24 protein-coding genes are annotated in these 25,327 nt (G+C 56.7%); 15 read left to right on the top strand and 9 right to left on the bottom strand.

Annotation, left to right across the window (positions count from 1 at the left end):
- The first annotated feature begins 206 nt into the window (after positions 1 to 206).
- Positions 207 to 395 (top strand): hypothetical protein, encoded by a 189-nt coding sequence (locus tag WEB54_RS07695; protein WP_368054740.1) that lies wholly within the window; start codon positions 207 to 209, stop codon positions 393 to 395.
- On the opposite strand, the gene greB is transcribed toward WEB54_RS07695, so the two are convergent.
- The 5 genes from greB to WEB54_RS07720 all read right to left on the bottom strand — a co-directional run bounded on the left by greB (position 367) and on the right by WEB54_RS07720 (position 4,374).
- Complete coding sequence (gene greB / locus WEB54_RS07700; RefSeq protein WP_368054742.1) at positions 367 to 879, bottom strand: transcription elongation factor GreB; 513 nt, start codon at positions 877 to 879, stop codon at positions 367 to 369. The two genes, WEB54_RS07695 and greB, sit on opposite strands and share 29 nt — an antisense overlap.
- Positions 876 to 2,906, bottom strand: a complete 2,031-nt coding sequence (gene mnmC / locus WEB54_RS07705) for a bifunctional tRNA (5-methylaminomethyl-2-thiouridine)(34)-methyltransferase MnmD/FAD-dependent 5-carboxymethylaminomethyl-2-thiouridine(34) oxidoreductase MnmC (protein ID WP_368054744.1) — start codon at positions 2,904 to 2,906, stop codon at positions 876 to 878. Before mnmC ends, greB begins: the two co-directional genes overlap by 4 nt.
- 18 nt (positions 2,907 to 2,924) lie before the next feature.
- Complete coding sequence (locus WEB54_RS07710) at positions 2,925 to 3,275, bottom strand: hypothetical protein (protein WP_368054746.1); 351 nt, start codon at positions 3,273 to 3,275, stop codon at positions 2,925 to 2,927.
- Between the two features lie 6 nt (positions 3,276 to 3,281).
- A complete protein-coding gene (locus tag WEB54_RS07715; protein ID WP_368054748.1) occupies positions 3,282 to 3,959 on the bottom strand; it encodes a TIGR04211 family SH3 domain-containing protein in 678 nt (225 codons plus the stop codon).
- A gap of 115 nt (positions 3,960 to 4,074) precedes the next feature.
- Entirely contained in the window at positions 4,075 to 4,374 is a 300-nt protein-coding gene (locus tag WEB54_RS07720) for a YciI family protein (RefSeq protein ID WP_368054750.1), read from the bottom strand.
- 94 nt (positions 4,375 to 4,468) lie between these two features.
- Between WEB54_RS07720 and WEB54_RS07725 the strand changes: the two genes are divergently transcribed.
- The 5 genes from WEB54_RS07725 to rluB all read left to right on the top strand — a co-directional run bounded on the left by WEB54_RS07725 (position 4,469) and on the right by rluB (position 9,201).
- Entirely contained in the window at positions 4,469 to 5,332 is an 864-nt protein-coding gene (locus WEB54_RS07725) for a PHP domain-containing protein (RefSeq protein ID WP_368054752.1), read from the top strand.
- Between the two features lie 95 nt (positions 5,333 to 5,427).
- On the top strand, positions 5,428 to 6,051 hold the full coding sequence (locus tag WEB54_RS07730) for an L-threonylcarbamoyladenylate synthase (RefSeq protein ID WP_368054754.1): 624 nt from the start codon (positions 5,428 to 5,430) through the stop codon (positions 6,049 to 6,051).
- A gap of 45 nt (positions 6,052 to 6,096) precedes the next feature.
- A complete protein-coding gene (locus WEB54_RS07735; protein WP_368054756.1) occupies positions 6,097 to 7,038 on the top strand; it encodes a ScpA family protein in 942 nt (313 codons plus the stop codon).
- Positions 7,035 to 8,354, top strand: coding sequence for an SMC-Scp complex subunit ScpB (scpB, locus tag WEB54_RS07740; RefSeq protein WP_368054758.1), 1,320 nt, complete (start codon positions 7,035 to 7,037; stop codon positions 8,352 to 8,354). The genes WEB54_RS07735 and scpB overlap by 4 nt, the downstream gene beginning before the upstream one ends.
- Positions 8,338 to 9,201, top strand: a complete 864-nt coding sequence (rluB, locus tag WEB54_RS07745) for a 23S rRNA pseudouridine(2605) synthase RluB (RefSeq protein ID WP_368054760.1) — start codon at positions 8,338 to 8,340, stop codon at positions 9,199 to 9,201. The genes scpB and rluB overlap by 17 nt, the downstream gene beginning before the upstream one ends.
- A gap of 138 nt (positions 9,202 to 9,339) precedes the next feature.
- Here the strand turns inward: rluB and WEB54_RS07750 are convergent, their stop codons facing one another.
- From WEB54_RS07750 to WEB54_RS07765, 4 genes are all read right to left on the bottom strand, one after another.
- Positions 9,340 to 10,149, bottom strand: coding sequence for a YciK family oxidoreductase (locus WEB54_RS07750; RefSeq protein WP_368054762.1), 810 nt, complete (start codon positions 10,147 to 10,149; stop codon positions 9,340 to 9,342).
- Complete coding sequence (locus WEB54_RS07755; RefSeq protein WP_368054764.1) at positions 10,146 to 10,817, bottom strand: HAD family hydrolase; 672 nt, start codon at positions 10,815 to 10,817, stop codon at positions 10,146 to 10,148. The genes WEB54_RS07750 and WEB54_RS07755 overlap by 4 nt, the downstream gene beginning before the upstream one ends.
- Positions 10,814 to 11,524, bottom strand: coding sequence for a bifunctional 2-polyprenyl-6-hydroxyphenol methylase/3-demethylubiquinol 3-O-methyltransferase UbiG (gene ubiG, locus WEB54_RS07760; RefSeq protein ID WP_368054765.1), 711 nt, complete (start codon positions 11,522 to 11,524; stop codon positions 10,814 to 10,816). Before ubiG ends, WEB54_RS07755 begins: the two co-directional genes overlap by 4 nt.
- Positions 11,525 to 11,622: 98 nt before the next feature.
- Complete coding sequence (locus WEB54_RS07765; protein WP_368054767.1) at positions 11,623 to 12,942, bottom strand: TRZ/ATZ family hydrolase; 1,320 nt, start codon at positions 12,940 to 12,942, stop codon at positions 11,623 to 11,625.
- Between the two features lie 343 nt (positions 12,943 to 13,285).
- Here WEB54_RS07765 and gyrA point away from each other — a divergent pair, with 343 nt between their 5' ends.
- The 9 genes from gyrA to WEB54_RS07810 all read left to right on the top strand — a co-directional run bounded on the left by gyrA (position 13,286) and on the right by WEB54_RS07810 (position 25,176).
- Positions 13,286 to 15,955: a DNA gyrase subunit A gene (gene gyrA, locus WEB54_RS07770; RefSeq protein WP_368054769.1), complete on the top strand. Its 2,670-nt coding sequence runs from the start codon at positions 13,286 to 13,288 to the stop codon at positions 15,953 to 15,955.
- A 63-nt stretch (positions 15,956 to 16,018) separates the two neighbouring features.
- The gene (serC, locus tag WEB54_RS07775; RefSeq protein ID WP_368054771.1) at positions 16,019 to 17,101 is read left to right on the top strand and encodes a 3-phosphoserine/phosphohydroxythreonine transaminase; all 1,083 of its coding nucleotides are present in this window, start codon (positions 16,019 to 16,021) and stop codon (positions 17,099 to 17,101) included.
- Positions 17,094 to 18,215, top strand: coding sequence for a prephenate dehydratase (gene pheA, locus WEB54_RS07780; protein WP_368054772.1), 1,122 nt, complete (start codon positions 17,094 to 17,096; stop codon positions 18,213 to 18,215). Before serC ends, pheA begins: the two co-directional genes overlap by 8 nt.
- Positions 18,216 to 18,351: 136 nt before the next feature.
- Positions 18,352 to 20,568, top strand: a complete 2,217-nt coding sequence (gene aroA / locus WEB54_RS07785) for a 3-phosphoshikimate 1-carboxyvinyltransferase (protein WP_368054774.1) — start codon at positions 18,352 to 18,354, stop codon at positions 20,566 to 20,568.
- A 2-nt stretch (positions 20,569 to 20,570) separates the two neighbouring features.
- On the top strand, positions 20,571 to 21,260 hold the full coding sequence (gene cmk, locus WEB54_RS07790; RefSeq protein WP_368054776.1) for a (d)CMP kinase: 690 nt from the start codon (positions 20,571 to 20,573) through the stop codon (positions 21,258 to 21,260).
- A gap of 327 nt (positions 21,261 to 21,587) precedes the next feature.
- Positions 21,588 to 23,267, top strand: a complete 1,680-nt coding sequence (gene rpsA / locus WEB54_RS07795) for a 30S ribosomal protein S1 (protein ID WP_127555207.1) — start codon at positions 21,588 to 21,590, stop codon at positions 23,265 to 23,267.
- A gap of 232 nt (positions 23,268 to 23,499) precedes the next feature.
- The gene (ihfB, locus tag WEB54_RS07800; RefSeq protein WP_368054778.1) at positions 23,500 to 23,793 is read left to right on the top strand and encodes an integration host factor subunit beta; all 294 of its coding nucleotides are present in this window, start codon (positions 23,500 to 23,502) and stop codon (positions 23,791 to 23,793) included.
- Between the two features lie 46 nt (positions 23,794 to 23,839).
- Positions 23,840 to 24,058 carry a hypothetical protein gene (locus tag WEB54_RS07805; protein ID WP_368054780.1) on the top strand — a complete coding sequence of 73 codons (219 nt, stop codon included), beginning with the start codon at positions 23,840 to 23,842 and terminating at the stop codon, positions 24,056 to 24,058.
- Positions 24,059 to 24,060: 2 nt separating this feature from the next.
- Entirely contained in the window at positions 24,061 to 25,176 is a 1,116-nt protein-coding gene (locus tag WEB54_RS07810) for a hypothetical protein (protein ID WP_368054782.1), read from the top strand.
- Positions 25,177 to 25,327 lie beyond the last annotated feature (151 nt).

Here is a 25,327-nt window from a genome sequence, read left to right on the forward strand (position 1 = left end):
CTGACGTGAAACACGAAGGGACGCGAACAGGAAAAGACGTTAAAACCGTTAAATACAGCCAATCTTGTGCGTCTTTCAGTGTTTTACGTCTTTTAGTGTGTCGCGTCCCTTCATGTTCTGCGTCTTTCAATGTCCTGCGTCGTTCGATGTTTTGCGTCCCCTTCCCCATAAGCTAGACTTTCCCCAAACCCTCCGGGAAACCTGCCGTGAAAAAAGTCGACCCCTGGCTTGAAGCCGGGCTTAAGGCGCGGGAAATGCGCAAAAGCCTGGGCTATTCCTACCTGGCTGCTGATGACATTATCCGTAGCATGCGCGCTCTGCGTGAGGCTTTGCCCAAAGCAGACGGCGCCAAGACCCTGCCTACGCCTACGGTTGAGGAGGAGCCTGATAGCTGACGTCGGTGATCCAGTACTCGCAATCACCCTTTGGCGTCTGCACTCTAATCTCGTCGTCGATGGTTTTTTTCAGCAACGCTCGCGCCATGGGCGAATCGATGCTGATGTAGAGCGGGTCGAGGTCGAATTCGTCCGGACCAACCAGGCGCATTACCCTGGGCACCTCATCTTCATCGACAACCCGTACCCAGGCACCAAAGAAGACCCGGCTCTGGTCATCGGGCAGGGTGGCCACTACCTGGAGTGATTCCAGCCGCTTGGTTAAAAAGCGCACCCGGCTGTCGATCTGGCGCAGTCGCTTTTTGCCGTAAATGTATTCGGCGTTTTCCGATCGGTCTCCCTGTTTGGCAGCGTCTGACACTTCCTGAGTTACCAGCGGGCGTTCCACATGCCACAGTTCGTGCAGTTCGGCGCGCATTCTGGCTTCGCCTTCCGGCGTGATGTAGGGGCTGCTGCGTGGACGCGGTGGTCGGTAGCGGCTCATCGTTGTCCTCGAATCAGTTGGCGGATGATAAAACGGTTCGGGTTCAGGTGATTGGCCACGCTCTGGGCCAGGGGCAGGGGCTCGCCGTTGATCCAGGCGGCTAATGCACGCGACGCCAGCGGGATAGAACACAACCCTTTGGAGCCGTGAGCCAGGTTAACCCACAGGCCGGATTGATAGGGCGGCTGCGGCAAGCGAGCCGTCAGGCGTTTGGTCAGGCCAGTTTGATACGTCTCAATGAAGCGTTCGGCATCCAGCAAGGGCCCCACTTGCGGAAAAAAGTCGGGCGAGGCACAGCGCTGACCAGCGCGGGCATCCCGCACGGCTTCATATCCGCTGAGCAGGTCGGGCAGGCGCTGATGGGCGTTGTTCAGGTTGTCGATATCGTCTTGCTTACTAAGGCAAGGTTCGGTTTGACCGACGTGGAAGCTGGCCCCGAGACTGTGCGCGCCGTCAAAGGCAGGCACCAGGTAGCGGTCGGAACAAATCACGGCCTGTAACCTGGCCAGAGCTGGCGTCGATTCGATTCGGGTCACCTGCCCACCGATGGGTTTCAGCGGTAAATACTGGCTGTGTGCCAGATGACGGGCATTCCAGGCGTTGCAGAGTATGACCTGAGGCGCTATGAGGGTTTGTAGGCCTTCGGGAGTTTCTGCCTGAACTTGCCATTGCCCGTCGTCGAGGCGATTGAGTGCTGTGGCACGGTGATTGAGCATTAGTTGAATGCCGGGATGAGTCAACCGGTCGGCTACCAGAGCGGGTGGCTGAACCCAGCCGCCACCCGGGAAAAACAGGGCTTCACAGGGCAGGGGTACACCGGCCTGGTCACTGGCTTGGGCTTGGTTGAGGCAGTCGGCCAGTTCTCCGGCGAACGGATTGTGTTGATGTAGGTGGCCAAAGCGGCGTGCCTCCTTGTTGCCCTGGTTTAGCTGCAGCAGTCCGCATTGTTGGTGCGGTACCGTGTCTGGCAATTTTGCCAGTCGCCTCTGGGCCAGGTGCAAAGCCTGGGTGTAGAAACGGTTTACCGGGGTATCGTCGTGAGACAGCCGGGCATAGATCGCGCCCTGAGGGTTTCCAGAGGCCCCGGCTGCTGCGTCAGCCGCTTGCTCCAGTACGGTGACTTGCCAGCCGCGTCGGGCCAGTTCCCAGGCGGTATGCGCACCCGCCAATCCGGCACCAATGACTATAGCCGCGCGGCTTTCGGGCCGGGTTGATGATGGGGTTGGCCAGTGCCACTCATTTTGCGGCCACAAACCCGGTCGGGGCGGTCCTTGTATGCCGACAAAGCGACCGTACAGCATTTCGCGTTTCTTGCCGAAGCCCGGTTTTCGGGTGATGACGAAACCGGCACCCTGAAGACCGTTGCGAACCTGACTGGCTGACGTGAAAGTAGCGACAGTGGTGTCTGCATGGCTTAACCGGGCCATCGCCTGATACAGCGGCGGTTGCCACATGTCGGGGTTGCGGCAGGGCGTGAATCCATCGAGAAACCAGGCGTCTACTAGAGCATTAAGATCGCTCAATGTGTCGTTAACGTCCCCGAACAGCAGCAACAGATCGACCCGGTCGTTCAGTTCCAGAAAATGAAAGCCCGGTACGCGCGGCGGGTAGTCGGCAACCAGCCGGTCGACCCGCCAGGACAGTGAAGGCCATGCCGCCAGTGCCTGCTGTATCTGGTTTTTCGACAGAGGGTAACGTTCGGTGCTGATGTAGGTCAGCCGAGCAGTAGCAGGCGCGGTTTGTTCGAATAATTCCCAGGTAGCCAGGGCACTCAGGCCAGTACCGAAGCCAGTCTCGGCGACAGTAAAGTGGCTGTGTTCAGCCAGTTGGGCAAAACGCTGTGCCAGCCCATTGCCTTGCAGGAAGACGTAGTCAGTTTCGGCGTAACCGTTGTCGGTTGAAAAATAAAAGTCGTCGAAGTGAGTGGAGCGCGGTGAGCCGGTGTCGGTGAAGACCAGATCGGGGCGTTGCATGGCCGGTTTGTCAACCTCGGAGCGAGCGTCCAGGTCAGCGCTGAGGTTGGTCATTCCGATTGCTCCCGGTGATCAATGCGGAACTGGCAAATCCAGCAATTGATTAAGCCAATTCTCAAAATACTGCTTGGGCAGCACGACATCGTCCATCGAAAACCGCTGCAGGTCTTCCAGAGTATACTGGGTCGCCAGATGCAGTTCCCACTGAACCACGACGTCATCGGCGATATCCAGCGCATGCTCCGGGCTGGCCGGAATCTGATCATCGGGCTGATGGTCAAAATCGTCGCCAAAGCGTGCACACCATTCAATGATCTGAAAGTGGCTAAACCGGGACATCGACCCCAACAACCCCTGGCTCAGCAAATCAGCCAGATTGGACAGGGTATGGGGTTTGGATATGGGCGTGCTGGACCAGGCCATCAGATTCTAGGCCCAGCTGTCGCGACGCTTGCTGCGCACCTTGGGTAAGAGTACGCCCATGATCAGGCCGAGGACGATCAGGCTGCCACCAGCGATCAGCATGCGGCTTTCACGTGTTTCGCGAGTGTTGGCGAGGTTTTGCCGGGCGACATCGAGTTCGTTGCGCAAGCTGGCATTTTCTTCCGACAGTTGCTGGTTGCGCTGATCGAGGTTGACCGCATCTTCGCTGATCTGGGTAATGTCGCGCAGCTCGGTGGTCAGCCGCTGGTTTTCCGAGCGCAGGGTGTCCAGTTCACCGGTGACATCGCCCCGGTCCGCCAGCAGGCTGGTGTAGCGTTCATCCAGTTCCGTCACCTGTTCTTGCAGACGGTCCCGCTCTGTAACCAGAGCCGCCATTTGCAATTCAGCGGTTGGTTCATCCTGTACAAACCGCTCTGGAATCCAGCCTTCGATGCCTTCTTCAGTCCGCACATTGTAATAACCATTCTGCGGGTCATCTTGCAGGGTTTCCATGCGGGTGCCTGATTGAATAGTTTTTAAAATCCGATACTGATCCCCGGCTCCCGTTCGAACGTTGACCCAAAGCTCGTCGATAAGCCACAAGGTTGCGCTGTTGGCAGTGCCACTGAACATCAGTGCCAGAGTCAGGCCGAGGATCAGGCGGGTTTTGGAGAGCACAGTCATTAATTCAGTTCCCATGATGTCAAAGTTGGTTAATTGGGGTGGAAAGGCAGATGCAAATATTGGTGTAACAGTTTACACCCAGGGGCCTGCTACAAAACAGGCCTTGTACATCGCGTTAAGGTAATACTTTTTTAAAGGGTTTGATGCTCACTTCGGAATAAACTCCGGCGTCTACATAGGGGTCGGCGTCGGCCCAGGTACGGGCGTCGGCTATGGAATCAAACTCCGCGATGATCACCGAACCGGTAACACCGGCGTCGCCGGGGTCATTGGCTTCGACCGCGGGGTTGGGACCTGCCACCAGGAGCCGACCTGCGTCTTTTAATGCTTCGAGTCGTTTCAAGTGTGCACCACGCACACCCTGGCGCAATGAAAGACTGTCCGGAATGTCTTCACATACGATAGAAAACCACATGATATTTAGTCTCCTCAGGCTGGGGATGGCCGACAAACGCCAACAAATCAGGCATCATACGGCACCTGCCCGAATCCTGACAATTAAGTATCCTATGACCAATATTGCCCACACCTGGGAAATGCACTGCCACAGTACGTTTTCAGACGGAACGCTCTCACCACAGGCGGTGTATGACCTTGCGCTTGAGCGTCAACTGGAACATTTGGCGTTAACCGACCACGACACCGCAGCCGGGTACCGTTGGCTGCGCGAGCAGGGAACCTTGTCTGAGTCATTGCGGCTCTGGCCTGGTGCTGAATTGTCGACGGTTTGGATGAAGCGATCAGTGCATGTGGTGGGTATCGGTATGGATGTGTTTTCGGATGCCTGGCAAGCCGTTGAGTCGCGCTACAAGCACGCCCGGGAAGTCCGGTTTGAGCGACTGATGTTTGTTTTGCGACGCGAAGGCCTGACGCTGGACGAAGCCGCGATTCGAGCACTGGCCGCCGGTGGTACTCTGGGCCGCCCGCACATAGCACGTTACCTGGTCGATACCGGTCAGGCGCGCGACAGCGCTCAGGCGTTTAAGCGCTGGTTGGGCACCGGCAAGATGGGAGATGTGAAACAGTCCTGGCCACCCCTTGAACAGGCCGTCGCTGATATCGTCGATAACGGTGGCTGGGCCGTACTGGCGCACCCGCACCGGTACAAGCTGACCTGGCGTAAGCTGGAGCAGCTGCTCGACGACTTTACCGACGCTGGCGGACAGGGGGTGGAAGTCAGTTGCCCGGCACTGCCACCGGCACTGCGCCAACGGTTGGTCGAGCACTGTTGCGCGCGCGATATCCTGATTGGCGGCGGCAGTGATTTCCATCAGCCGGAGGTGCCCTGGGCCCGGCTGGGCTATTACCCGCAATGGCCGTCACTGGGCCCCCGGTTAGTTGATCGGCTGACTGCAACCATTGCCAGTGGCTGACCGTCACTGTTCGGATGGTTCCGCAGCGGACCGGATTAATGCTAAAGTGCGCCCAACCGTTCAATTAACCAGAGACCCTCTTGGCGGGAGCCAATATGAGCCAGTTTTTTGCGATACATCCGGAGAACCCGCAGCCACGCCTGATCAAGCAGGCGGCAGCCATTGTTCGTGATGGCGGGGTAATCGCCTACCCGACCGACAGTGCCTACGCCCTCGGTTGCCATATGGAAGACAAAAAGGCGCTGGATACCATTCGTCGGATTCGTCGTATCGATGATTCGCACCCCTTGACGCTGGTATGTCGCGATTTGTCCGAATTGTCGACCTTCGCCAAGGTCGACAACGTTGCCTTTCGCCTGATCAAAAATAACACCCCCGGCCCGATCACCTTTTTGCTCGACGCCACTCGTGAAGTCCCGCGCAGAATGCTGCATCCAAAACGCCGCACCATTGGCCTGCGCGTGCTGGGCAACCGCATTGCTGCTGCGTTGCTGGAAGAGCTGGGGGAACCGATGATGAGCACCACGCTGATACTGCCCGGTGAAGATGATCCCCAGAGCGACCCTTACACCATCCGCGATATTTTGCAGCATGAGCTGAATCTGGTGATTGATGGCGGTTTTTGCGGCTTCGAGGAATCCAGTATTATCAGCTTTCTGGGCGATACCGTTACCGTTGTTCGCGAAGGGGCGGGTGATGTGGAACCCTTTCGGGTCTGACCATGATCGGACAGGGCACATTCCAACTCAGAGTGGCAGCATGCTATGACTGATCCGACTGACACCGAAAGCGAGGCGACGGCCGAGGTGGGGCCAATAGCCCCCGGCGCATTGTTTACTCCCTCGGAAGCGCCAGTAGTGGAAGTGGGTGTCACGCCCAAAGAGCGGGCTTTGCAGCGCCTGCGTGAGCGCGCCCAGTCGGAACAGACGGAAATGCCCTTTGCCGTCATCGACGGCGAAGCGATGACGCAGATTCCCATGGATCTGTACATTCCGCCCGATGCCCTGGAAGTCTTTCTGGATGCCTTTGAAGGCCCGCTCGATCTGCTGCTTTATCTGATCAAAAAGCAGAATCTCGATATTCTTAACATCAACGTCTTTCAGATCACCGAACAGTACATGCAGTATGTAGAGCTGATGCACAGCATGCAGCTTGAGCTGGCAGCTGAATACCTGGTGATGGCCGCCATGCTGGCTGAGATCAAGAGCCGGATGTTATTGCCGCGCTCCAGCGAGGCCGAGGACGCGGAAGAGGAAGACCCCAGGGCTGAACTGATTCGCCGGTTGCAGGAATACGAGCAGTTTAAAGCGGCGGCTGAAAACCTGGATGAAATGCCTCGGGTGGGTCGCGATTTGTTCACCACAGATGAGCACCAACCCGATTACCAGCGCCCGCGCATTCACCCCGATGTTGATATGCGTGAGGTTCTGCTGGCGCTAAAAGACGTGTTGGCGCGGGCCGACATGTTTGAAGAGCATGAAATCCACCGGGAGACACTGTCTACCCGGCAGCGCATGGCCGACGTGCTGGAAAAATTAAACGGCACCGCCTTTGTGCCCTTTATCACGCTGTTTGACGCCTCTGAAGGGCGCCTGGGCGTGGTAGTTACTTTTTTGGCGATCATGGAGCTCACCAAAGAATCCCTGATCGACCTGGTTCAGAATGAGGCCTTTGCGCCTATCCACATCAAGGCTCGCAGTGAATGATGGATGCAAACGACGATCAAACCAGCCCTTCGGAAACGCCAGACTCCACGCCCGGTGAAGCCGACCCGTCGGTGAATCCGGTTTCGGACTCAGGTGAGGCCGATGAGGGCTCACTCTCCTCAGAAGCCGTCGTCCAGCCGGATTCCGATCCGGCCGCTCACGACGATCAGCAACTTGGAAAGCACGCCAGCGACGATGCGGAGACCCTGGAACTCGAAGACGATGAGTCCGATCCGGCCATCGAATCAGGCGACCCCTACGGCGGCCATTCGCCGGAAGCGGTGAAACAGATTATGGAAGGGGCGTTGTTTGCCGCAGGCACTGCGTTGTCCATCGCGCAGATAGCGGCTCTGTTTGAAACCTACGAGCGCCCGCACCGCAGTTCGTTGCGATCGCTGATGACGGAGCTGCTGGCAGATTACCAGGGTGGTGGTGTTGAGTTGGTTGAAGTGGCCAGCGGGTATCGCTTTCAGACCCGCCAAACCATTGGAGCCTGGGTCAGTCGTTTGTGGGACGAACGACCGCAGCGGTATTCACGGGCCCTGCTGGAAACCATCGCCCTGATTGCCTACCGCCAACCGATTACTCGCAGTGAAATCGAAGACGTGCGCGGCGTGTCGGTCAGTACTCAGATTGTGCGGACACTGCTCGAGCGTGAATGGGTGCGTGTGGTCGGGCATCGGGATGTTCCCGGGCGCCCGGCCATGTACGCCACTACGCGTCAGTTCCTCGACCATTTCGGGCTGACCAGTCTGGATCAGCTACCTAGCCTGGGTGAAATTCGGGATCTCGACGACATCAACCCGCAACTGAGTCTGGAAGGTGACGACGATCGGTCAGTCGGGGCGGTGGATGACCAGGCGGAAATCAGTTTCAGCACCATGGTCGATAAATTGCGCGAAGGCGAGCGCAGCGGCAAGACCGGCAATACCTTTATTGATGAGCAGCTCGACGATGAGTTAACAGAAATGGACGCGGTCAACGACGCCATCGAACAGGCCTTTGAGGCACAAAGAGCCGGGCATAACCACCCGGATCTGGATCTGTCCGACGCCGACGAGGTCTCGCAAGAGGCTGCGTCGGAGGCCGGTGATTCGGATGCCGATGCTCAGGCAAGCGGCGATGCGGCGCCGGAAGATCAGGATTCCGCAGAGCCACATCAGCAGAATCAACCACAGCAATCAAGTAACGAACACGATGCGCTCAGCGAAGCTGAACAATGGCGTATCATTCAGGAAAAACTGGCGCAACAACAAGCCTTGCTGGACGGTCGTGAGAGCGACCAGCCGGGCGGAGACGATGATAATGAGCACTGAACGCATTCAGAAAGTACTGGCCAAGGCCGGTAAGGGATCTCGCCGTGATATGGAAAAAGCGATTGAAGAAGGCCGGGTGAAGGTAAATGGCGAAGCCGTAACCCTGGGTGATCGGGTGGGTTTAAGCGACACCCTGGAACTGGATGGCCGACCGGTCAAGGTCGAGGATATTCGCGCCCGACGGGTCCTGGTCTACAACAAGCCCGAGGGCGAGGTGTGCACCCGGCGTGACCCGGACGGCCGCCCTACGGTGTTTGATCGCCTGCCCGAGTTACCTGGCGAGCGCTGGATCGTGGTCGGGCGTCTCGACCTGAATACCTCCGGCTTGCTGGTGTTTACCAATGATGGTGAGTTGGCCAACCGTCTGATGCACCCGTCCAGCCAGGTCGATCGCGAATACGCGGTTCGGGTACTCGGTGAGGTTAAGCCCGAGCATGTTCAGCGGATGCACGAAGGGGTTGAACTGGAAGATGGACCGGCGCGCTTTACCGACATCCAGGAGTTTGGCGGCAGCGGCGCCAATACCTGGTTTCATGTGGTCATTATGGAAGGGCGTAACCGCGAGGTACGTCGACTCTGGGAAAGTCAGGATCTTAAAGTCTCTCGTCTGAAACGGGTCCGCTACGGTTCGGTGTTTCTGGATTCCGATGTCCGCGCCGGCACCTGGAAGGAACTGCCGAAAAGCGAAATCGATAAACTGGCTCGCCTGGTTGAGCTGGAACCGGCACCCTGGAAATCGATTGTGCAGGGTAAGAACGATCCGAACCGACGCAAGGTTGCTAATCAGCGTACACGCCGGTCGGTAGCGGCACCGCGTCGTAAAAGTGGGGCAATTCGGCGCAAATAACCCGGTCCAGTGACGTTTGCAGGTGCATCATCAGGTGTAACCGAAAGTCTTTTAATTGGTCTGCAGAGGGCACATTGTCCATGGTGGCGGGTTTTTGTCGCGTCCACCTTGCTCAGGCTCGGCGGACGCGGATCGGGTCTACTGGGTCAGGTAATCCCGGGCGTCCCAGGATACGCCGTTAAAGCCCTGGCTGAGTGGGCTGAGCAAATACCGGTACAGCGGCATGTGTACTTCTGGCGCTGGTACGGTCTGCGGGTCTTCGCCGGGGTAGGCTTTGGCACGCATGCCGGTGCGGGTACCGCCTGGGTTAATGCAATGCACCCGTACCCGGGAAATGTTTTGCAGCTCATCCGCCAGCGTTTGCATCAGACCTTCGGTGGCGAATTTGGACACCGCATAGGCTCCCCAGTAGGCGCGGCCCTCGCGACCGACGCTGGAGGTGGTGTAGACAATACGACCATTCGGGCTTGCTTCGAGTAACGGCAGCAAGGCCTGGGTGAGATAGAAGGTACTGTTCAGATTCACGTTCAGCACCGTGTTCCAGACCTTGGGCGGGTATTGGGCGATGGACATTTTATCACCCAGTACCGATGCATTGAGCAGCACACCATCGAGCCGGCCGTAGGTTTGCTCGATACCGTGGGCCAGTTCCTGAGCGGCTTCGAGGGTCAGTTCGTTCAGATCCAGAGGCAGAATGATCGGCTCGGTCTGAGTATTGGCTTCGATCTGGTCGTAAACCGCTTCGAGTTTTTCCTGGGTGCGGCCAATCAGAACGACATGGGCGCCCGCGCTGGCAAAATCCAGGGCGGCGGCTTTGCCAATGCCCTCACCGGCGCCGGTTACGATGATCACCTGTCCGGCGAGCGCATCGGCGGTCTGAGCCTGGTGCAGCTTATCCAGCGTCAGGTCTGTGCGGGCAAGAACTTTGCTTGGTTTGGGATGAGTCATATCTGGGTCAGCCATTGAGTCGCTGTGCGTTTCAGTTCGATGGGCGTTCGGACCAGGCCGTGAGCACCCCATTGGTCAGGCTGGTCGTCATCGTGCAAATAGCCGAAGGTGCAGGCCAGAGTATGCATTCTAGCGGCCTGGCCAGCCTGAACATCGCGTTCGTGATCGCCCGCGTAGAGGCATTGCTCGGGTGCCAGGCCTAGCTGGTCGCTGGCGGACCAGAGCATGGCCGGGTCGGGCTTGATGGTCGGCAGGTCGCCCTGACACACCAGGGCTGGCGGCTGCACATCATCCAACAAGGCAGCGAGCACTTTTTCGGTATGTGGTCTTGGCTTGTTGGTGACAATCCCCCAGGGAACACCTTTCTGGTCCAGTTCCAGCAACCAGTCTTTAATGCCGGGGTACCAGGTGTTCAGCGTTACCGGGGTGTCTAGAAACAAGGCCAGAAAATGAGCTCTGCGCTGATGGAACAGAGGATGCTCCGGCGTCATTTGATGAATCTGGCGAATCGCTGCCCGGGCACCGGCCGAGGCGAAATGCTCGCGGTGCTCGGTCAGCCGCGGCAAGCCGACGTCATCGGAATACGCATCCATAGCGGTCATAAAGGCTGGGGCCGAATCGAGCAGGGTACCGTCCAGATCGAACAGCAGACCTTTGCCAGCGGTCATGAGGCGTCCGTTTTACGGCAGGTCATCAGGTAATTGACCGACACATCAGTGTTCAGGCTGAAACGGTTGCTGATCGGGTTGTAATGAATGCCGCGCAGATCGAGTGTTTTCAGATCATTCTGCTCGGCCCAGCGCTTCAGTTCAGACGGCCGGATCAGCTTTTTATAGTCATGAGTGCCTTTGGGTAGCAGGCGCAGTACATATTCTGCGCCAACAATGGCCATCAACCAGGCCTTGGGGTTGCGGTTGATGGTGGAAAAGAAAGCGTGACCTCCGGGTTTGAGCAGGCGCTGAATGGCAGCGATCACTGAGGTAGGGTCGGGTACGTGTTCCAGCATTTCCATGCAGGTGATCACATCGAACTGGCCGGGTGCCTCGTCGGCCAGGGCCTCGGCGGTCATTTGGCGGTATTCGATGCCTTCCAGGCCACTGTCGAGCGCATGCAGGCGCGCGACCTTTAGCGGCGCATCGGTCATGTCGATGCCGGTGACACGGGCACCGCGATGGGCGAGGGCTTCGGTCAGAATGCCACCGCCACAGCCAATATCGAGTACCGTTTTGCCGGCGATGTTCAGGTGTTTATCGATGTAACCGGCGCGTACCGGGTTCATCGCATGCAGTGGTTTGAACTCTGAATCCGGATCCCACCAGCGGCTGGCAAGGGCTTCAAATTTGGCAATTTCGGACGGGTCAACATTGTGTGTCACGGTTATTCCTGCGTCTGGTTGCGGGTGCCATCCGGCGGGATGAGCGCGTGCGCGGCACCCGCACTGCATGAGGTGGCATGCGGTGCGGGCGAAGCGGCTTATTTGCCGGCGGCAATCCGATCACGCCACTGCCGGGCGTTTGCCATAATAGCGGCCTTATCGAGTGTCGTCAGCTCACGATCTTTGAGCAGGCGTTTGCCACTGACCCAGACGTTCGTCACCTGATCTCGGCTGGAGGCATACACAATGTGTGACACCGGGTCGTAAATTGGCTGGCTTTCCAGGTCATCCAGGCGAATGGCGCTGATGTCCGCTTCTTTGCCGACTTCGAGGCTGCCGATCTGCTGATCCCAACCCATGGCCTTGGCGCCATTCAGGGTTGCCATGGCCAGGGCTTCATAGGCGGGCAGGGCGGTGGCGTCTTGGCTGACCGCCTTGGCCAGAATAGCGGCGGTGCGCATTTCGCTCATCATGTCGAGGTCGTTGTTGCTGGCCGCACCGTCGGTGCCCAGAGCCACATTAACGCCGCGTTTCTGCAAGGCATCCACCGGGCAAAAACCACTGGCCAGTTTCAGGTTCGATTCCGGGCAATGAATGATGTGCGCACCGGTCTCAAAGATGTCGTTGATGTCGTCTTCGTTCAGGGCGGTCATGTGCACGGCCTGAAACTGATCAGTCAGCAAGCCCAATTCCCGCAGGCGACGGACTGGGCGATTGCCGCGTTTCTCGATTTCACCGTCGACTTCAGTCTGTGTTTCGTGCACGTGCATCTGAATCATCAGCTGGTGTTCTTTGGCCAGATCGCGGATGCGGGTCAGCGGTTCGTCCGAGCAGGTATAAGGTGCATGAGGGCCGAACATCATTTTAACGTGAGTGCTGTCTTTATACTTGGCAACCAGTTCCATGCCGAGGTCAATGTGTTCATCGGGTGTCTTGGCCCAGTTGGTCGGGAAGTCGATGACTGAAAATGAGAACTGGGCACGTACACCGGCTTTTTCGACACGCTGGGCGGCCGAATCCGGGAAAAAGTAGTTGTCGGCAAAGGTTGTAGTACCAGAGCGAATCATCTCGGCGATGGCAAGTTCAGTGCCGTCGCCGACAAAGTCTTCGCCCACCCAGGCGCCTTCGGCTGGCCAGATATGGTCATTAAGCCAGGTCATCAGCTCCAGGTCGTCGCCCAGGCCCCGAAACAGCGACATGGCGGCGTGGCCGTGGGCGTTTACAAAGCCGGGGATCAGCGCTTGCTCACCCATGTCCAGAGTTTCCGTGGCCTGGTACTGGGCTTTTGCTTCATCGGTCGGGAGTATGGCGGCTATTTTACCGTCCTTTACTGCCAGACTGTGTTCGACCAGAACGTCGCGGGCCGGGTTGACGGGAATGATCCAGCGAGCGTGGATGAGCGTGTCGACTGTTTGCATGAAGGCCTGCCTGTATAGCGGTTTTCGATGTGTTTGCGACTCGGATGAGCAGGTGAGTTTGCCTGGGGCGTGGTGCGCGAGGCGACCGGGACCTGTCTGATGAGTCAAATTAATCCGGCATTCTAGTGGCTTGGGCGTCCGATCACCAGTGCGAACCCGGTGGCTCGGTGACAGCTGCCTGTCAATCGACCTTGAGCCGGGGCTGACAGAGGGCGTCGCTGCCGGGCTGATGGCTATCTATCTCATTGATTTGTGGTATGATTTCGCCCTGTTTTACGCCGCTCAGGCGCCGGCTTCAGGCCGCAGCAGAGCGACTGACTGAACATAAAGGATACGGTACCGCATGGGTGAGCTAGCCAAAGAAATCCTCAACGTTAATATCGAAGAGGAACTGAAACAGTCTTACCTCGACTACGCCATGAGCGTGATTGTCGGGCGGGCATTGCCCGATGTACGCGATGGCCTGAAACCAGTGCACCGCCGGGTGCTCTTTGCCATGAGCGTGCTGGGCAATGACTGGAACAAACCCTATAAAAAATCCGCCCGTGTGGTCGGTGATGTCATCGGTAAGTATCACCCCCACGGTGATTCGGCCGTCTACGACACCATCGTGCGGATGGCGCAGGATTTTGCCATGCGCTACACCCTGGTCGATGGCCAGGGTAACTTCGGTTCCGTCGACGGCGACTCAGCCGCGGCCATGCGTTACACCGAAATCCGGATGGAGCGGCTGGCGCACGATCTGCTGGCTGATCTGGATAAAGAAACCGTCGATTTTGTTGAGAACTACGACGGCACCGAGATGATCCCGGAAGTACTGCCTACCCGCGTGCCGAACCTGCTGATCAACGGTTCTTCGGGCATTGCGGTCGGTATGGCCACCAATATCCCGCCGCATAACATCAGTGAAGTGATTGCGGGCTGCCTGGCGCTGATGGAAAACCCGGAGCTGACGGTCGATGACCTGATGCAATACATCACCGGGCCGGATTTCCCGACCGGGGCCATCATCAACGGTCGCAAAGGCATCGTCGAGGCTTACCGTACTGGCCGTGGCCGCATTTATATCCGCGCGCGTGCCGAGGTGGTGGTCGATCCGAAAACCAGCCGCGAGAGCATCATCGTTCATGAAATTCCCTACCAGGTGAACAAAGCCCGGCTGATCGAGAAGATCGCCGACCTGGTTAAAGAGAAGAAGATCGAAGGCATTTCAGAACTGCGTGACGAGTCCGACAAAGACGGCCTGCGCATTGCCATCGACATGAAGCGCGGTGAGTCCGGCGATGTAGTGCTGAACAATCTGTACGCCCAGACGCAGCTGGAAACGGTATTCGGCATCAATACTGTGGCACTGGTCGACGGCCAGCCGCGCATTCTGAACCTGAAAGAGCTGCTGGAAGCCTTTATTCGTCACCGCCGTGAAGTGGTGACCCGCCGGACGATTTTTGAACTGCGCAAAGCACGGCAGCGCGGCCATATTCTGGAAGGCCTGGCGATTGCGCTGGCCAACATTGACCGGATGATCGAACTGATTCGCGGTTCTGCCACCGGCGCGGAAGCCAAAGAGCGGATGCTTTCACAAAGCTGGGAGCTGGGTGAAGTATCGGCCATGCTGGAACGGGCCGGGTCCGATATTTCCCGCCCGGAAGACCTCGACGAGCAATTCGGTGTGCATGACAACCGCTACCAGTTGTCTCCCGAACAGGCCCAGCAAATTCTCGACATGCGGCTGCAGAAGCTGACCGGTCTGGAACACGACAAGCTCATTGGCGAGTACAAGCAGATTATCGATACCATCGGCGAATTGCTGCGCATTCTCGACAGCTACGAGCGCCTGATGGAAGTAATTCACGAAGAATTGCTGGAAGTGAAAGCCCAGTACGGTGATGAGCGGAAATCCGAGATCATCGCCAGCCGTCTCGATTTGTCGATGGAAGACCTGATCACCGAAGAGGACATGGTGGTTACCATCTCCCACGGTGGTTATGCCAAAACACAGCCGCTGACCGATTACGAAGCGCAGCGTCGCGGTGGTAAAGGGCGTTCGGCTTCGGCGTTGAAAGACGATGACTTTATTGAGCATTTGCTGGTCGCCAACACACACGACACGGTGCTGTGTTTCAGCAACAGAGGCAAGGTGTACTGGCTGCGTGTGTTCGAAATTCCGCAGGCCAGCCGCAACGCCCGTGGCCGACCAATGGTGAATTTGTTGCCATTGGAGGCCGACGAGCGAGTAACCGCCATTCTGCCGATTCGCAATTACGATGCCGATCACTTCATCTTTATGGCGACGGCCAGCGGTACAGTTAAAAAGACCACGCTGGATTCGTTCTCCCGTCCGCGTTCAGCTGGGTTGATTGCCCTGTCGCTGGACGAGGGTGACCGCCTGGTCGGTGTGGCACTGACCGACGGCAAGAAAGAAGTGATGCTGCTTTCCGACGCAGGCAAAGTGGTTCGGTTCAGCGAAGATCACGTCCGTGCCATGGGGCGTACCGCGCGCGGTGTTCGTGGTATTCGTCTTGGAGCCGGTCAGTCGGTGATTTCACTGATTATCCCGCAGGCCGGTGGCACCATTATAACGGCTTCTGAACGAGGTTATGGCAAGCGTACTGACATCAGCGAATTCCCGACCAAAGGGCGCGGTACTCAGGGCGTGATCGCCATGGTGACCAGTGAGCGTAATGGTGCTCTGGTAGGCGCGAAGCAGGTCTTTGACGGCGATGAGGTCATGCTGATCAGTGATCAGGGGACACTGGTCCGTACCTCTGTTGAGGGTATTTCTGTGCTCAGTCGTAATACTCAGGGGGTTACCCTGATTCGCCTGGCCGACGACGAACATCTGGTCAGTATCGAACGCATTGAAGAGCCTGCCGAAGACGAGTCGGTACTGGATGTCGCCGAGACACCAGACTCGGAAATCGTTGCTGCATCGCCAGGCGAGCCGGATGGCAGTGATGCCAGTGATCCCGACGCTGATGACGAAGCAGACGATCAGGATCCCGATAACCAATAGCAACACGGAATAACGCCGCCGTAAGATACGGCGGCTTGATCAACCAGACCAGGAACACGAGCGATGACCCGGGGATACAATTTTTGTTCTGGGCCTGCGATGTTGCCCGATGCTGTTATGCAGCGGGCACAACAGGAAATGATGGAGTGGCAGGGCACCGGTATGTCGGTGATGGAGCTGTCGCACCGGTCCGACGAGTTCGTCAGTGTTCTGGGGTCGGCGGAATCCCGGTTGCGCCGGTTGCTGGGTATTTCAGACGACTTCGCCGTGCTCTTTGTTCAGGGTGGTGCAACGTTGCAGTTTTCCTGTGTACCCATGAACCTGATGGGCCGCGGTGGCGCTGCTGAATTTCTTGATACCGGCACCTGGTCGGTCAAGGCAATCAAGGAAGCCGCCCGTTACGGTGAAGCACGGGTGTTGGCGTCGACAAAAAATGAGAACTACCTGCGGGCCGTTCGCGCCGATGAGTTTTCAGCGAGCTCTAATGCCGCCTACCTGCATTATACGCCCAACGAAACCATTGGCGGCGTGGAATTTGATTACGTACCGGACTCGGGTCCTGTGCCACTGGTCGCGGACATGTCTTCCTGTATTTTGTCGAAAACCATCAATGTAAACGACTTCGACCTGATCTATGCCGGTGCCCAGAAAAACATTGGCCCGGCGGGCCTGACGCTGGTTGTTGTGCGTCGTTCACTCTTGGGTAACGCTTTGCCGGGTACGCCGTCGCTGCTGGACTACCAGGCCCAGGCCGAGAACGGTTCAATGGTTAATACGCCACCGACCTTTGCCATTTATCTGGCGGATCTGGTGTTCGAATGGCTGGAGAGCAATGGCGGTGTTGAGGCGTTTGAGCGGTTAAATGCCGAGAAGTCCGGCCTGCTGTATCGGGTGATAGACGATAGCGCATTTTATTCGAACCCGATTTCGATCGCGCATCGTTCACGCATGAATGTGCCCTTTATTCTGGCGGATGAGCGATTGAACGAATCGTTTTTAGCCGGAGCGCATAAGGCTGGTCTGTACAATTTACAGGGTCATCGCAGTGTCGGTGGTATGCGTGCCAGTATCTACAATGCCATGCCGCTGGCCGGTGTGCAGGCACTGGTCTCTTACATGAAGGAGTTTGAGCAACGTCATGGCTGAGCAACGTCCCCCCAAGGCAGATGAAATTGAATCGTTGGATCTGGCGCAGTTACGCGAGGTCATTGATCGCCTCGACCTGGAAATTCTGGAGCGCATTTCCGCCCGGGCCCATTGCGCGTTAAAAGTTGCCGATGTGAAGTTGAAGGCAGATCCGGAAAACGCCGTGTTCTATCGACCTGAGCGCGAAGCCCAGGTTCTGACCCGGGTGATGGAGCGGAACCAGGGGCCGTTGGGAAATGAAGACATGGCGCGGTTGTTCCGCGAAATTATGTCGGCCTGCCTGGCGCTCGAAAAGCCGCTGGAAGTGGCCTACCTCGGCCCGGAAGGCACCTTTACCCAGCAAGCAACCCTGAAGCATTTTGGCCAGTGGGTGCAGTCGAAACCGATGCCCGCTATCGATGAAGTGTTCCGCGAAGTAGAGGCGGGTGCGTGCAAGTATGGCGTTGTGCCGGTCGAAAACTCGACCGAAGGCGTGGTGAATCACACCCTGGATACTTTCATTAATTCGAACCTGAAAATCTGTGGTGAAGTCGAGTTGCGCATTCACCACCATTTGATGGTCGGACCAAATACCCAGCGTGGCAAGATTTCACGCATCTACAGTCACCAGCAGTCGCTGGCGCAGTGCCGCAAGTGGCTCGACGCCCATATGCCCATGGCTGAACGTATTGCTGTGAACAGCAATGCTGAAGCTGCGCGCCGGGTACATGGTGAGTGGAATTCGGCGGCGATTGCCGGTGAAATGGCAGCCAGTCTTTACGACCTGGACATCATCGAACAAAAAATTGAAGACTCACCCGATAATTCAACACGGTTCCTGATCATCGGAACCGAAGACGTTGATACCTCGGGTGAAGATAAAACCTCCATTGTCGTGTCGATGCGTAACGAACCGGGTGCTTTGTATCATCTGTTGCGCCCATTCAATGATCACAACGTCGATATGACAAGGCTGGAGACCCGGCCGTCGCCTTCGGGCAACTGGACCTATGTTTTCTTCATCGACTTCTCCGGCCATATCAGCGGCGACAATGTTCAACGCGCTCTGGCTGAAATTCGCGAAAAAGCCGTTGAAGTCAAGGTGCTCGGGTCTTACCCCAAGGCGGTTTTATAATTCGTCGGCAAGGTGTGAAATGGGCGCTCGGGGTGAAAAGTTCAGTCGCCCTGCAGGGAGAAAGAGGAAGCGCAATGAGCTGCAAAGATAGCGCAACAGCAGTGGCAGGCAACATGCTGTTGAGGAGGGGTGAGGCGTGACAATCTCCCCTGCTAAACCCCGAGTGCTCATTGTTGGCCTGGGTATGATTGGCGCCTCCTTTGCCAAAGCTTTGTGCCTGTCGCAAGTGGCCACGGTGATTGGACTGGACGCCCAGGTGGGCGTTGCCGAGAAAGCACGGTCGATGGGCATAGTGGATGAAGCCGCTACCTTTCCAACCCTGACTACTCCCTTCGATGTGGTAATTCTGGCTGTGCCGGTACTGGCCATGGGCCCGGTATTGACACAATTAAAGCCCTGGCTCAAGGCCGATACGGTCATTTCCGATGTGGGTAGCGTTAAAGGTGCGGTAGTCGCAGCGGCCCGTGAGGTGCTGGGGGATTTGCCGTCCGGGTTTGTACCTGGCCACCCCATCGCCGGTGCCGAACGGTCTGGCCTGGCTGCGGCCAAGTCCGACTTGTTTGACCATCATTTATTGATTCTGACGCCGCTACCGAGTTCGTCCCCTGAGGCCGTACAAGTACTGACCCGGCTCTGGCAATCGGTTGGTGCCGATGTGGTAACCATGTCCGTGGCGCGCCACGACGAAGTGCTTGCCGCCACCAGCCATTTACCGCATCTGCTAGCGTTCTCGCTAGTCGATACTCTGGCCCGGGAATCCGAAAACCGGGAGATTTTCCGCTATGCGGCCGGTGGTTTTCGCGATTTCACCCGTATAGCAGCCTCCGATCCGACCATGTGGCACGATGTTTTTCTGGCTAACCGGGACGCAACCCTCAGCATATTACGCCGATTCCAGGCTGACCTGGACGTACTGGCCGAAGCGATCGAGAACCAGGAGGGGGCGACGCTCAAGTCGGTCTTCGGGCGGGCCAAGTCAGCTCGCGACTATTTCACCGAGATTCTGAGCAGTCGCCAGCGCCACAGTGACGATACCCGGAAAAATCTGATCGCGGCACCGGTTCGTGCCGGGCTTAAAGGCGAAGTAACGGTGCCCGGTGACCGTTCTATATCCCACCGGGCAATCATTCTCGCGGCGCTTGCAGAAGGGCCGAGCGAACTGCGGGGCTTCGGTAATGGCCATGATAATCGCACTACTTTGGAGGCGCTGCGCAAACTGGGTGTGTGTATTGATGTTGACGATTCAGGCTGTGTGCGGGTCGCTGGTGTTGGGCGCCAAGGGCTGAAGCCAGCGGACAGCCCGCTCTATATGGGCAATTCGGCGACTTCTATGCGTCTGATGGCAGGCGTACTCAGTGCCCAGCCGTTCAGTAGTGAGCTGATTGGGGATGCCTCCCTGAGCCAACGGCCAATGGACCGCATTCAGGTGCCCCTGCAGGCCATGGCCGCCCGGATCGAACTGGCACCACGAAAGACCGCGCCTATTGTTATTCACCCGGCAGAGGCGCTGAAACCGCTCGATTATTCCTTACCGATGGCCAGTGCCCAGGTAAAAACGGCGCTGTTGTTGGCGGGATTGTGTTCAGGTGTCTCGATGCGTTTACAGGAGGCCGGTCCCAGTCGGAATCATACCGAATTAATGTTGGCTGAGTTGGGCTGTCCGGTGCAATTCGACCAGGGTGTAATCACGCTTGGGCCCGCCCGGCAATGGGCAGGGTTCGAACGCGATATTCCTGGAGATTTCTCGCTGGCTGCCGTGCATATTGCGGCGGCCAGCCTGGTTCCGGGGTCGGAACTGAACGTATTACAGGTAGGTGTTAATCCAACTCGTCTGGGCTTACTCGATGTTATGGCGCGCATGGGGGCTCGTGTTCAGTTGAGCAATTATTGTGACCTGGGGGGTGAGCCCGTAGCGGATCTTCAGGTAAACTACGCGCCGCTTGTCGCGACCGACGGTACTGCTGATGTCGCCGGTCTGGTTATCGACGAGTACCCGCTGCTCTTTGTACTGGCGACCCAGGCAAAGGGTGCGTCCCGTTTCAGTGGTGTTCGCGAATTGCGCTACAAAGAAACCGACCGGCTGAAAACCATGGTGGAAGGACTGACCACCCTGGGTGCCGACATAGAATTGAAAGGAGATGCTGTCATTATTCGGGGTCAAGATGCTCGTCCTCTGGATGGCGGTATTGTTGATTGCGGCGGTGACCACCGGGTGGCACTGGCGTTTGTGGTCGCTGCGCAGACGGCGCTGCGACCTGTCATTATTCGAAATTCCGGGCGTGTATTGGGCGCCTACCCGGATTTTGCCGAGCATGCTCTGGCGCTCGGCTATTCGGTGACCGTAGAGGATTGACTATGTTATCCAAAGCTCCCGTCATCACCCTGGATGGGCCAGGTGGCGTTGGAAAAGGCACCGTGAGTGGTTTGCTGGCCAAGCAGATGGGCTGGCACTACCTCGATTCCGGTGCTCTGTACCGCCTTGCGGCTCTGGCGGCGATGAATCATGGTGTTGATTTCGATAACGAATCGGCGCTGGCGGTGATTGCCGAACACCTTGATATTCGTTTTCGACAGGAAGCCGATGTCGGTGTGATTATCCTGCTGGAAGGTGATGACGTTACCCGTCAGATTCGCACCGAAGAAGTGGGCTCCAATGCTTCCCGTGTTGCCGCATTCTCCAGGGTACGGGATGCGCTGCTGCGTCGGCAGCGGGCGTTTCGTACCGAGCCCGGGCTGATCGCCGATGGCCGCGATATGGGTACAGTGGTGTTTACCGACGCGCCGCTGAAGGTGTTTCTGACGGCCACCAGTGACGAGCGGGCACGTCGTAGAGTCCTGCAGCTGGAGCAGAGCGGCTCCGTCGTAGACTATGATCGAGTCTTGCGAGACATTAATGAACGTGACGAGCGGGACCGGAACCGGGCCATTGCACCACTGAAACCGGCCGATGATGCGCTGGTCATCGACACTACCGAGCTGAGTATTGAATCCGTACTCGAACGCGTTTTGCAGCAGGCGTCAGACCGGGGCCTGATGAATCTCTAGTGATCGGCTGACGCCTCGTAATGGGTGGTAATCACGAATTTACAGCGATTAGGCGGAATTTATCCGGGCGTAAGCTAAAAAAAAGGCTTCACCCCTTGGTTCTCGGCGCTTAATCCGTATAATACGCGCTCCTAATTTCCGCTATTTTAAGCCGGTTTTCGGACCGGTTTGGAAGTAGCAAAGACCCTGGTGAACCGCAGTTCCAGCAAAGCGGCACCAGGATATGTTGGGTTGACCCGTGCGGGCTGGCGTGCGGAAAGGTCTGTATTTACGAGAGAGTCGCACTCCTCACACCACAGGCCGTTAATCATTGGGATATTTAATCGAATGACTGAATCTTTCGCTGAACTTTTTGAAGAAAGCTTAAAGACCATTGAAATGGAGCCAGGCTCCATTGTTACCGGCGTTGTTGTTGCAATCGACTCTGACTGGGTAACAGTACATGCTGGCCTGAAATCTGAAGGTGTCATCCCTCGTTCTCAGTTCCTGAGCGAAGAAGGTGAACTGGAAGTGGCCGTGGGTGACGAAGTTAAAGTTGCCCTGGAAGCGGTAGAAGACGGTTTTGGTGACACACGCCTGTCGCGTGAGAAAGCCAAGCGTTCTGAAGCCTGGTCTGAGCTGGAAAAAGCTTACGAAGCGGAAGAAGTTGTCAAAGGTATCATCAACGGCAAGGTCAAAGGTGGCTTTACCGTCGATATCAGCTCTGTACGTGCTTTCCTGCCAGGTTCACTGGTCGACATCCGTCCGGTGCGCGATACCGCTCACCTGGAAGGCAAAGAGCTGGATTTCAAGGTTATCAAGCTGGACCGTCGTCGTAACAACGTCGTCGTTTCCCGTCGTGCCGTACTGGAAGCTTCCAACAGCGCCGAGCGTGAAGAACTGTTGGCCAGCCTGCAGGAAGGCCAGGTTGTTAAGGGCATCGTCAAGAACCTGACCGACTACGGCGCTTTCGTAGATCTGGGCGGCGTTGATGGCTTGCTGCACATCACCGACATGGCGTGGAAGCGCATCAAGCACCCGAGCGAGATTGTTCAGGTAGGTGATGAGATCGACGTTAAAGTGCTGAAATTTGACCGTGAGCGTAACCGCGTATCACTGGGTCTGAAGCAGCTGGGTGAAGATCCCTGGGTCGACATCAAAGGCCGTTACCCGGAAGAGTCTGTGGTTAAGGCACGCGTTACCAACCTGACCGATTACGGCTGCTTTGCCGAGCTGGAAGAAGGCGTTGAAGGTCTGGTTCACGTTTCTGAAATGGATTGGACCAACAAGAACATTCACCCCTCCAAGGTGGTGTCTGTTGGTGACGACATCGAAGTCATGATTCTCGACATCGATGAAGAGCGTCGTCGTATTTCTCTGGGCATCAAACAGACTGTTGTAAACCCATGGGAAGACTTCTCCAATAACTACAACAAGGGCGACAAAGTCTCCGGCAAGATCAAGTCGATCACCGATTTCGGTATCTTCATTGGTCTGGAAGGCGGCATTGACGGCCTGGTTCACCTGTCTGACATCAGCTGGAACGAATCCGGTGAAGATGCGGTACGCAAGTACAAGAAAGGTGACGAGCTGGAAACCACCATTCTGTCGATCGACCCTGAGCGCGAGCGCATTTCACTGGGCATCAAGCAACTGGACAGCGATCCGTTTGCCGAATACGTCAGCGAAAACGACAAGGGCGCCATCGTGACCGGTACAGTCAAGGAAGTTGATGCCAAGGCCGCTATTATCACCCTGTCTGGCGAAGTCGAAGGCACTCTGAAAGCTTCTGAAATCTCGCGTGATAAGGTTGAAGACGCGCGCAACGTGTTGAAAGAAGGCGACTCGGTTGAAGCCAAGATCATTAGCGTTGACCGTAAGAACCGTGCGATCACTCTGTCTGTGAAGTCGAAAGACGTCCAGGACGAGAAAGTCGCGGTTCGTGACCTGAAAGAGAAGACTGTTGAAGCCTCTGGTCCGACCACCATCGGTGATCTGATCAAGCAAAAAATGGAGCAGGGCGACTAATTGCTCACTCATCCAGAATGAGAAAACCGGCCTTGTGCCGGTTTTTTTGTGTCTGTGAAAAAGAGAATCTGGCTGAAGTGAGAGTATTTGGCCGGGTAGCTTGGTTGCCGATTGTTCCGACGAATCCCCTGGTGCGTAAAAAAACGTTAAAAAATAAACACTTGTGTTATCTCAAAGGGTGAATTAGTCTAAATATTGACCGTAAAGGAACACCCGACCGGGAGGTTCGAAGATGACCAAATCCGAGTTAATCGAACGCATCGTCGATCGTCAGAATCAACTGTCAGTCAAAGACGTAGAGCTCGCAATCAAGACAATGCTGGATCACATGGCTGAAAGTCTGGCTGACGGCGAGCGTATTGAAATTCGCGGGTTTGGAAGTTTTTCGCTGCATTACCGGTCACCGCGAGTAGGGCGTAACCCCAAAACCGGGGAATCCGTTACCCTGGAAGGTAAGTATGTGCCCCATTTCAAGCCGGGTAAGGAATTGCGCGAATCGGTTAATATCGCCATCGAAGACGAATAGCGATGCACTCTGTACCCATCCCTAAGCCGGGAGGCTTGCGTTAACCATGATCGCCCGATCACTCCGACTGCTTATTCTGCTGATACTGGTTGTGTTGTCCTGGCTTCTGGCCTTTGGCAACAATCAAGCCATAACCCTGACATTTCTGGGTTGGATGACGCCAGCGTTGCCGCTGTTTGTGTGGCTGGTGCTGGCGGTCTTCCTGGGAATACTGATTGGCTTGGTATTTGGACGTCTTGCAGGCCGTAAGGCAGTCAGGAAGTAACCATGATATCCATGTTGAAACAGGCCTTTCAACGCCTGGTTACTCCCATGTCCGGTCCACGGTTCCAGCTCGATCCGTTTGAGCCACTGTCGGCACAGCCCGATCGTGAGTTGGATGTGCTGCTGGAGCGACTGGTTGTTGATGACGATACCCTGGAGATTCACCTGGCACTGGGTGAATTGTTTCGCAAGCGCGGTCAGATCGACCGGGCCATTCGCGTGCATGAAGCCTTGCTGGAGGCAGACCTGGCCGAAGCGGATATCAGCAGGGTACGCGTAGAATTGGCTCAGGATTTCTTTTCAGGAGGCTTTCTCGGTCACGCCGAATCCATTCTCGAAACGATGATCGTCGGTGATGGCATGCTGGACTCCGCCCGGGCGTTTCGATTGTGGCTTGCGGTGCTGGAGCGTGAGCAAGAGTGGGAGCGCGCGATTGAACTGGTGCGTAAATACGGCCAGGCGGGGTCGGGCAGTATCAGACTGGCGAACTTTTATTGCGAACTGGCGATCAAGCTGAGCCATGAAGGCCAGACAACCGAGGCACGTCTGGCGCTCAAGGAGGCACGTCGGGTCTCTGACAGCGCCCGAACCTATTGGGTTAGTGCCGAACTGGATACGACTCAGGGTAATTATCATCGAGCTATTCGATGGCTGCGCGATGGCCTGGACCGGGACGTGCGACGTATTGATGTCATGCTACCGGCCCTGAAACGCCTCAGCCGGTTAACCGGAGGGGAGGCGACCTTCCGCAAGTATCTGGAAACCCTGTACCAGCGTCATCCCAGTCATCGCATTCTCAGTGAATTGCTCAACCTGGTCGGCCTGCACGACCCCAGAGCACTGCAATGGCAAAATGAATTTGAACAAATTGTGCATTCGGGTGCGTCATTTGAGCTGATGCAGCGCTGGATTGAGCAGCGTCAGGACATAGGCGACCGAGCCCGCTCTGTACTGATTGAATCGCTGAAACGGATTAAACTGCGGCTATCCGACCAGTACCAGTGTACACACTGCGGTTTCGAATCAACCACGCTGTTGTGGTACTGCCCCCAGTGCGAACGCTGGGAGACGCTCTATTCGCGCCATGAACAGCGGACCTTCGAAGCTAGCAATACCTGAATACTAAGGTAGGGCGTTGATTTATAACTGAAAATCCTTGATTTCAGTATCTGAGTTGGTATTATTTGCCCCGCTTTCAGCAACCAGCTGAGTGCCTGTGTCCCGTTCGTCTAGTGGCCTAGGACACCGCCCTTTCACGGCGGTAACAGGG

It is taken from the genome of Saccharospirillum sp., assembly GCF_040881935.1.
In the GTDB taxonomy this organism is placed as follows: Bacteria; Pseudomonadota; Gammaproteobacteria; order Pseudomonadales; family Natronospirillaceae; genus Saccharospirillum.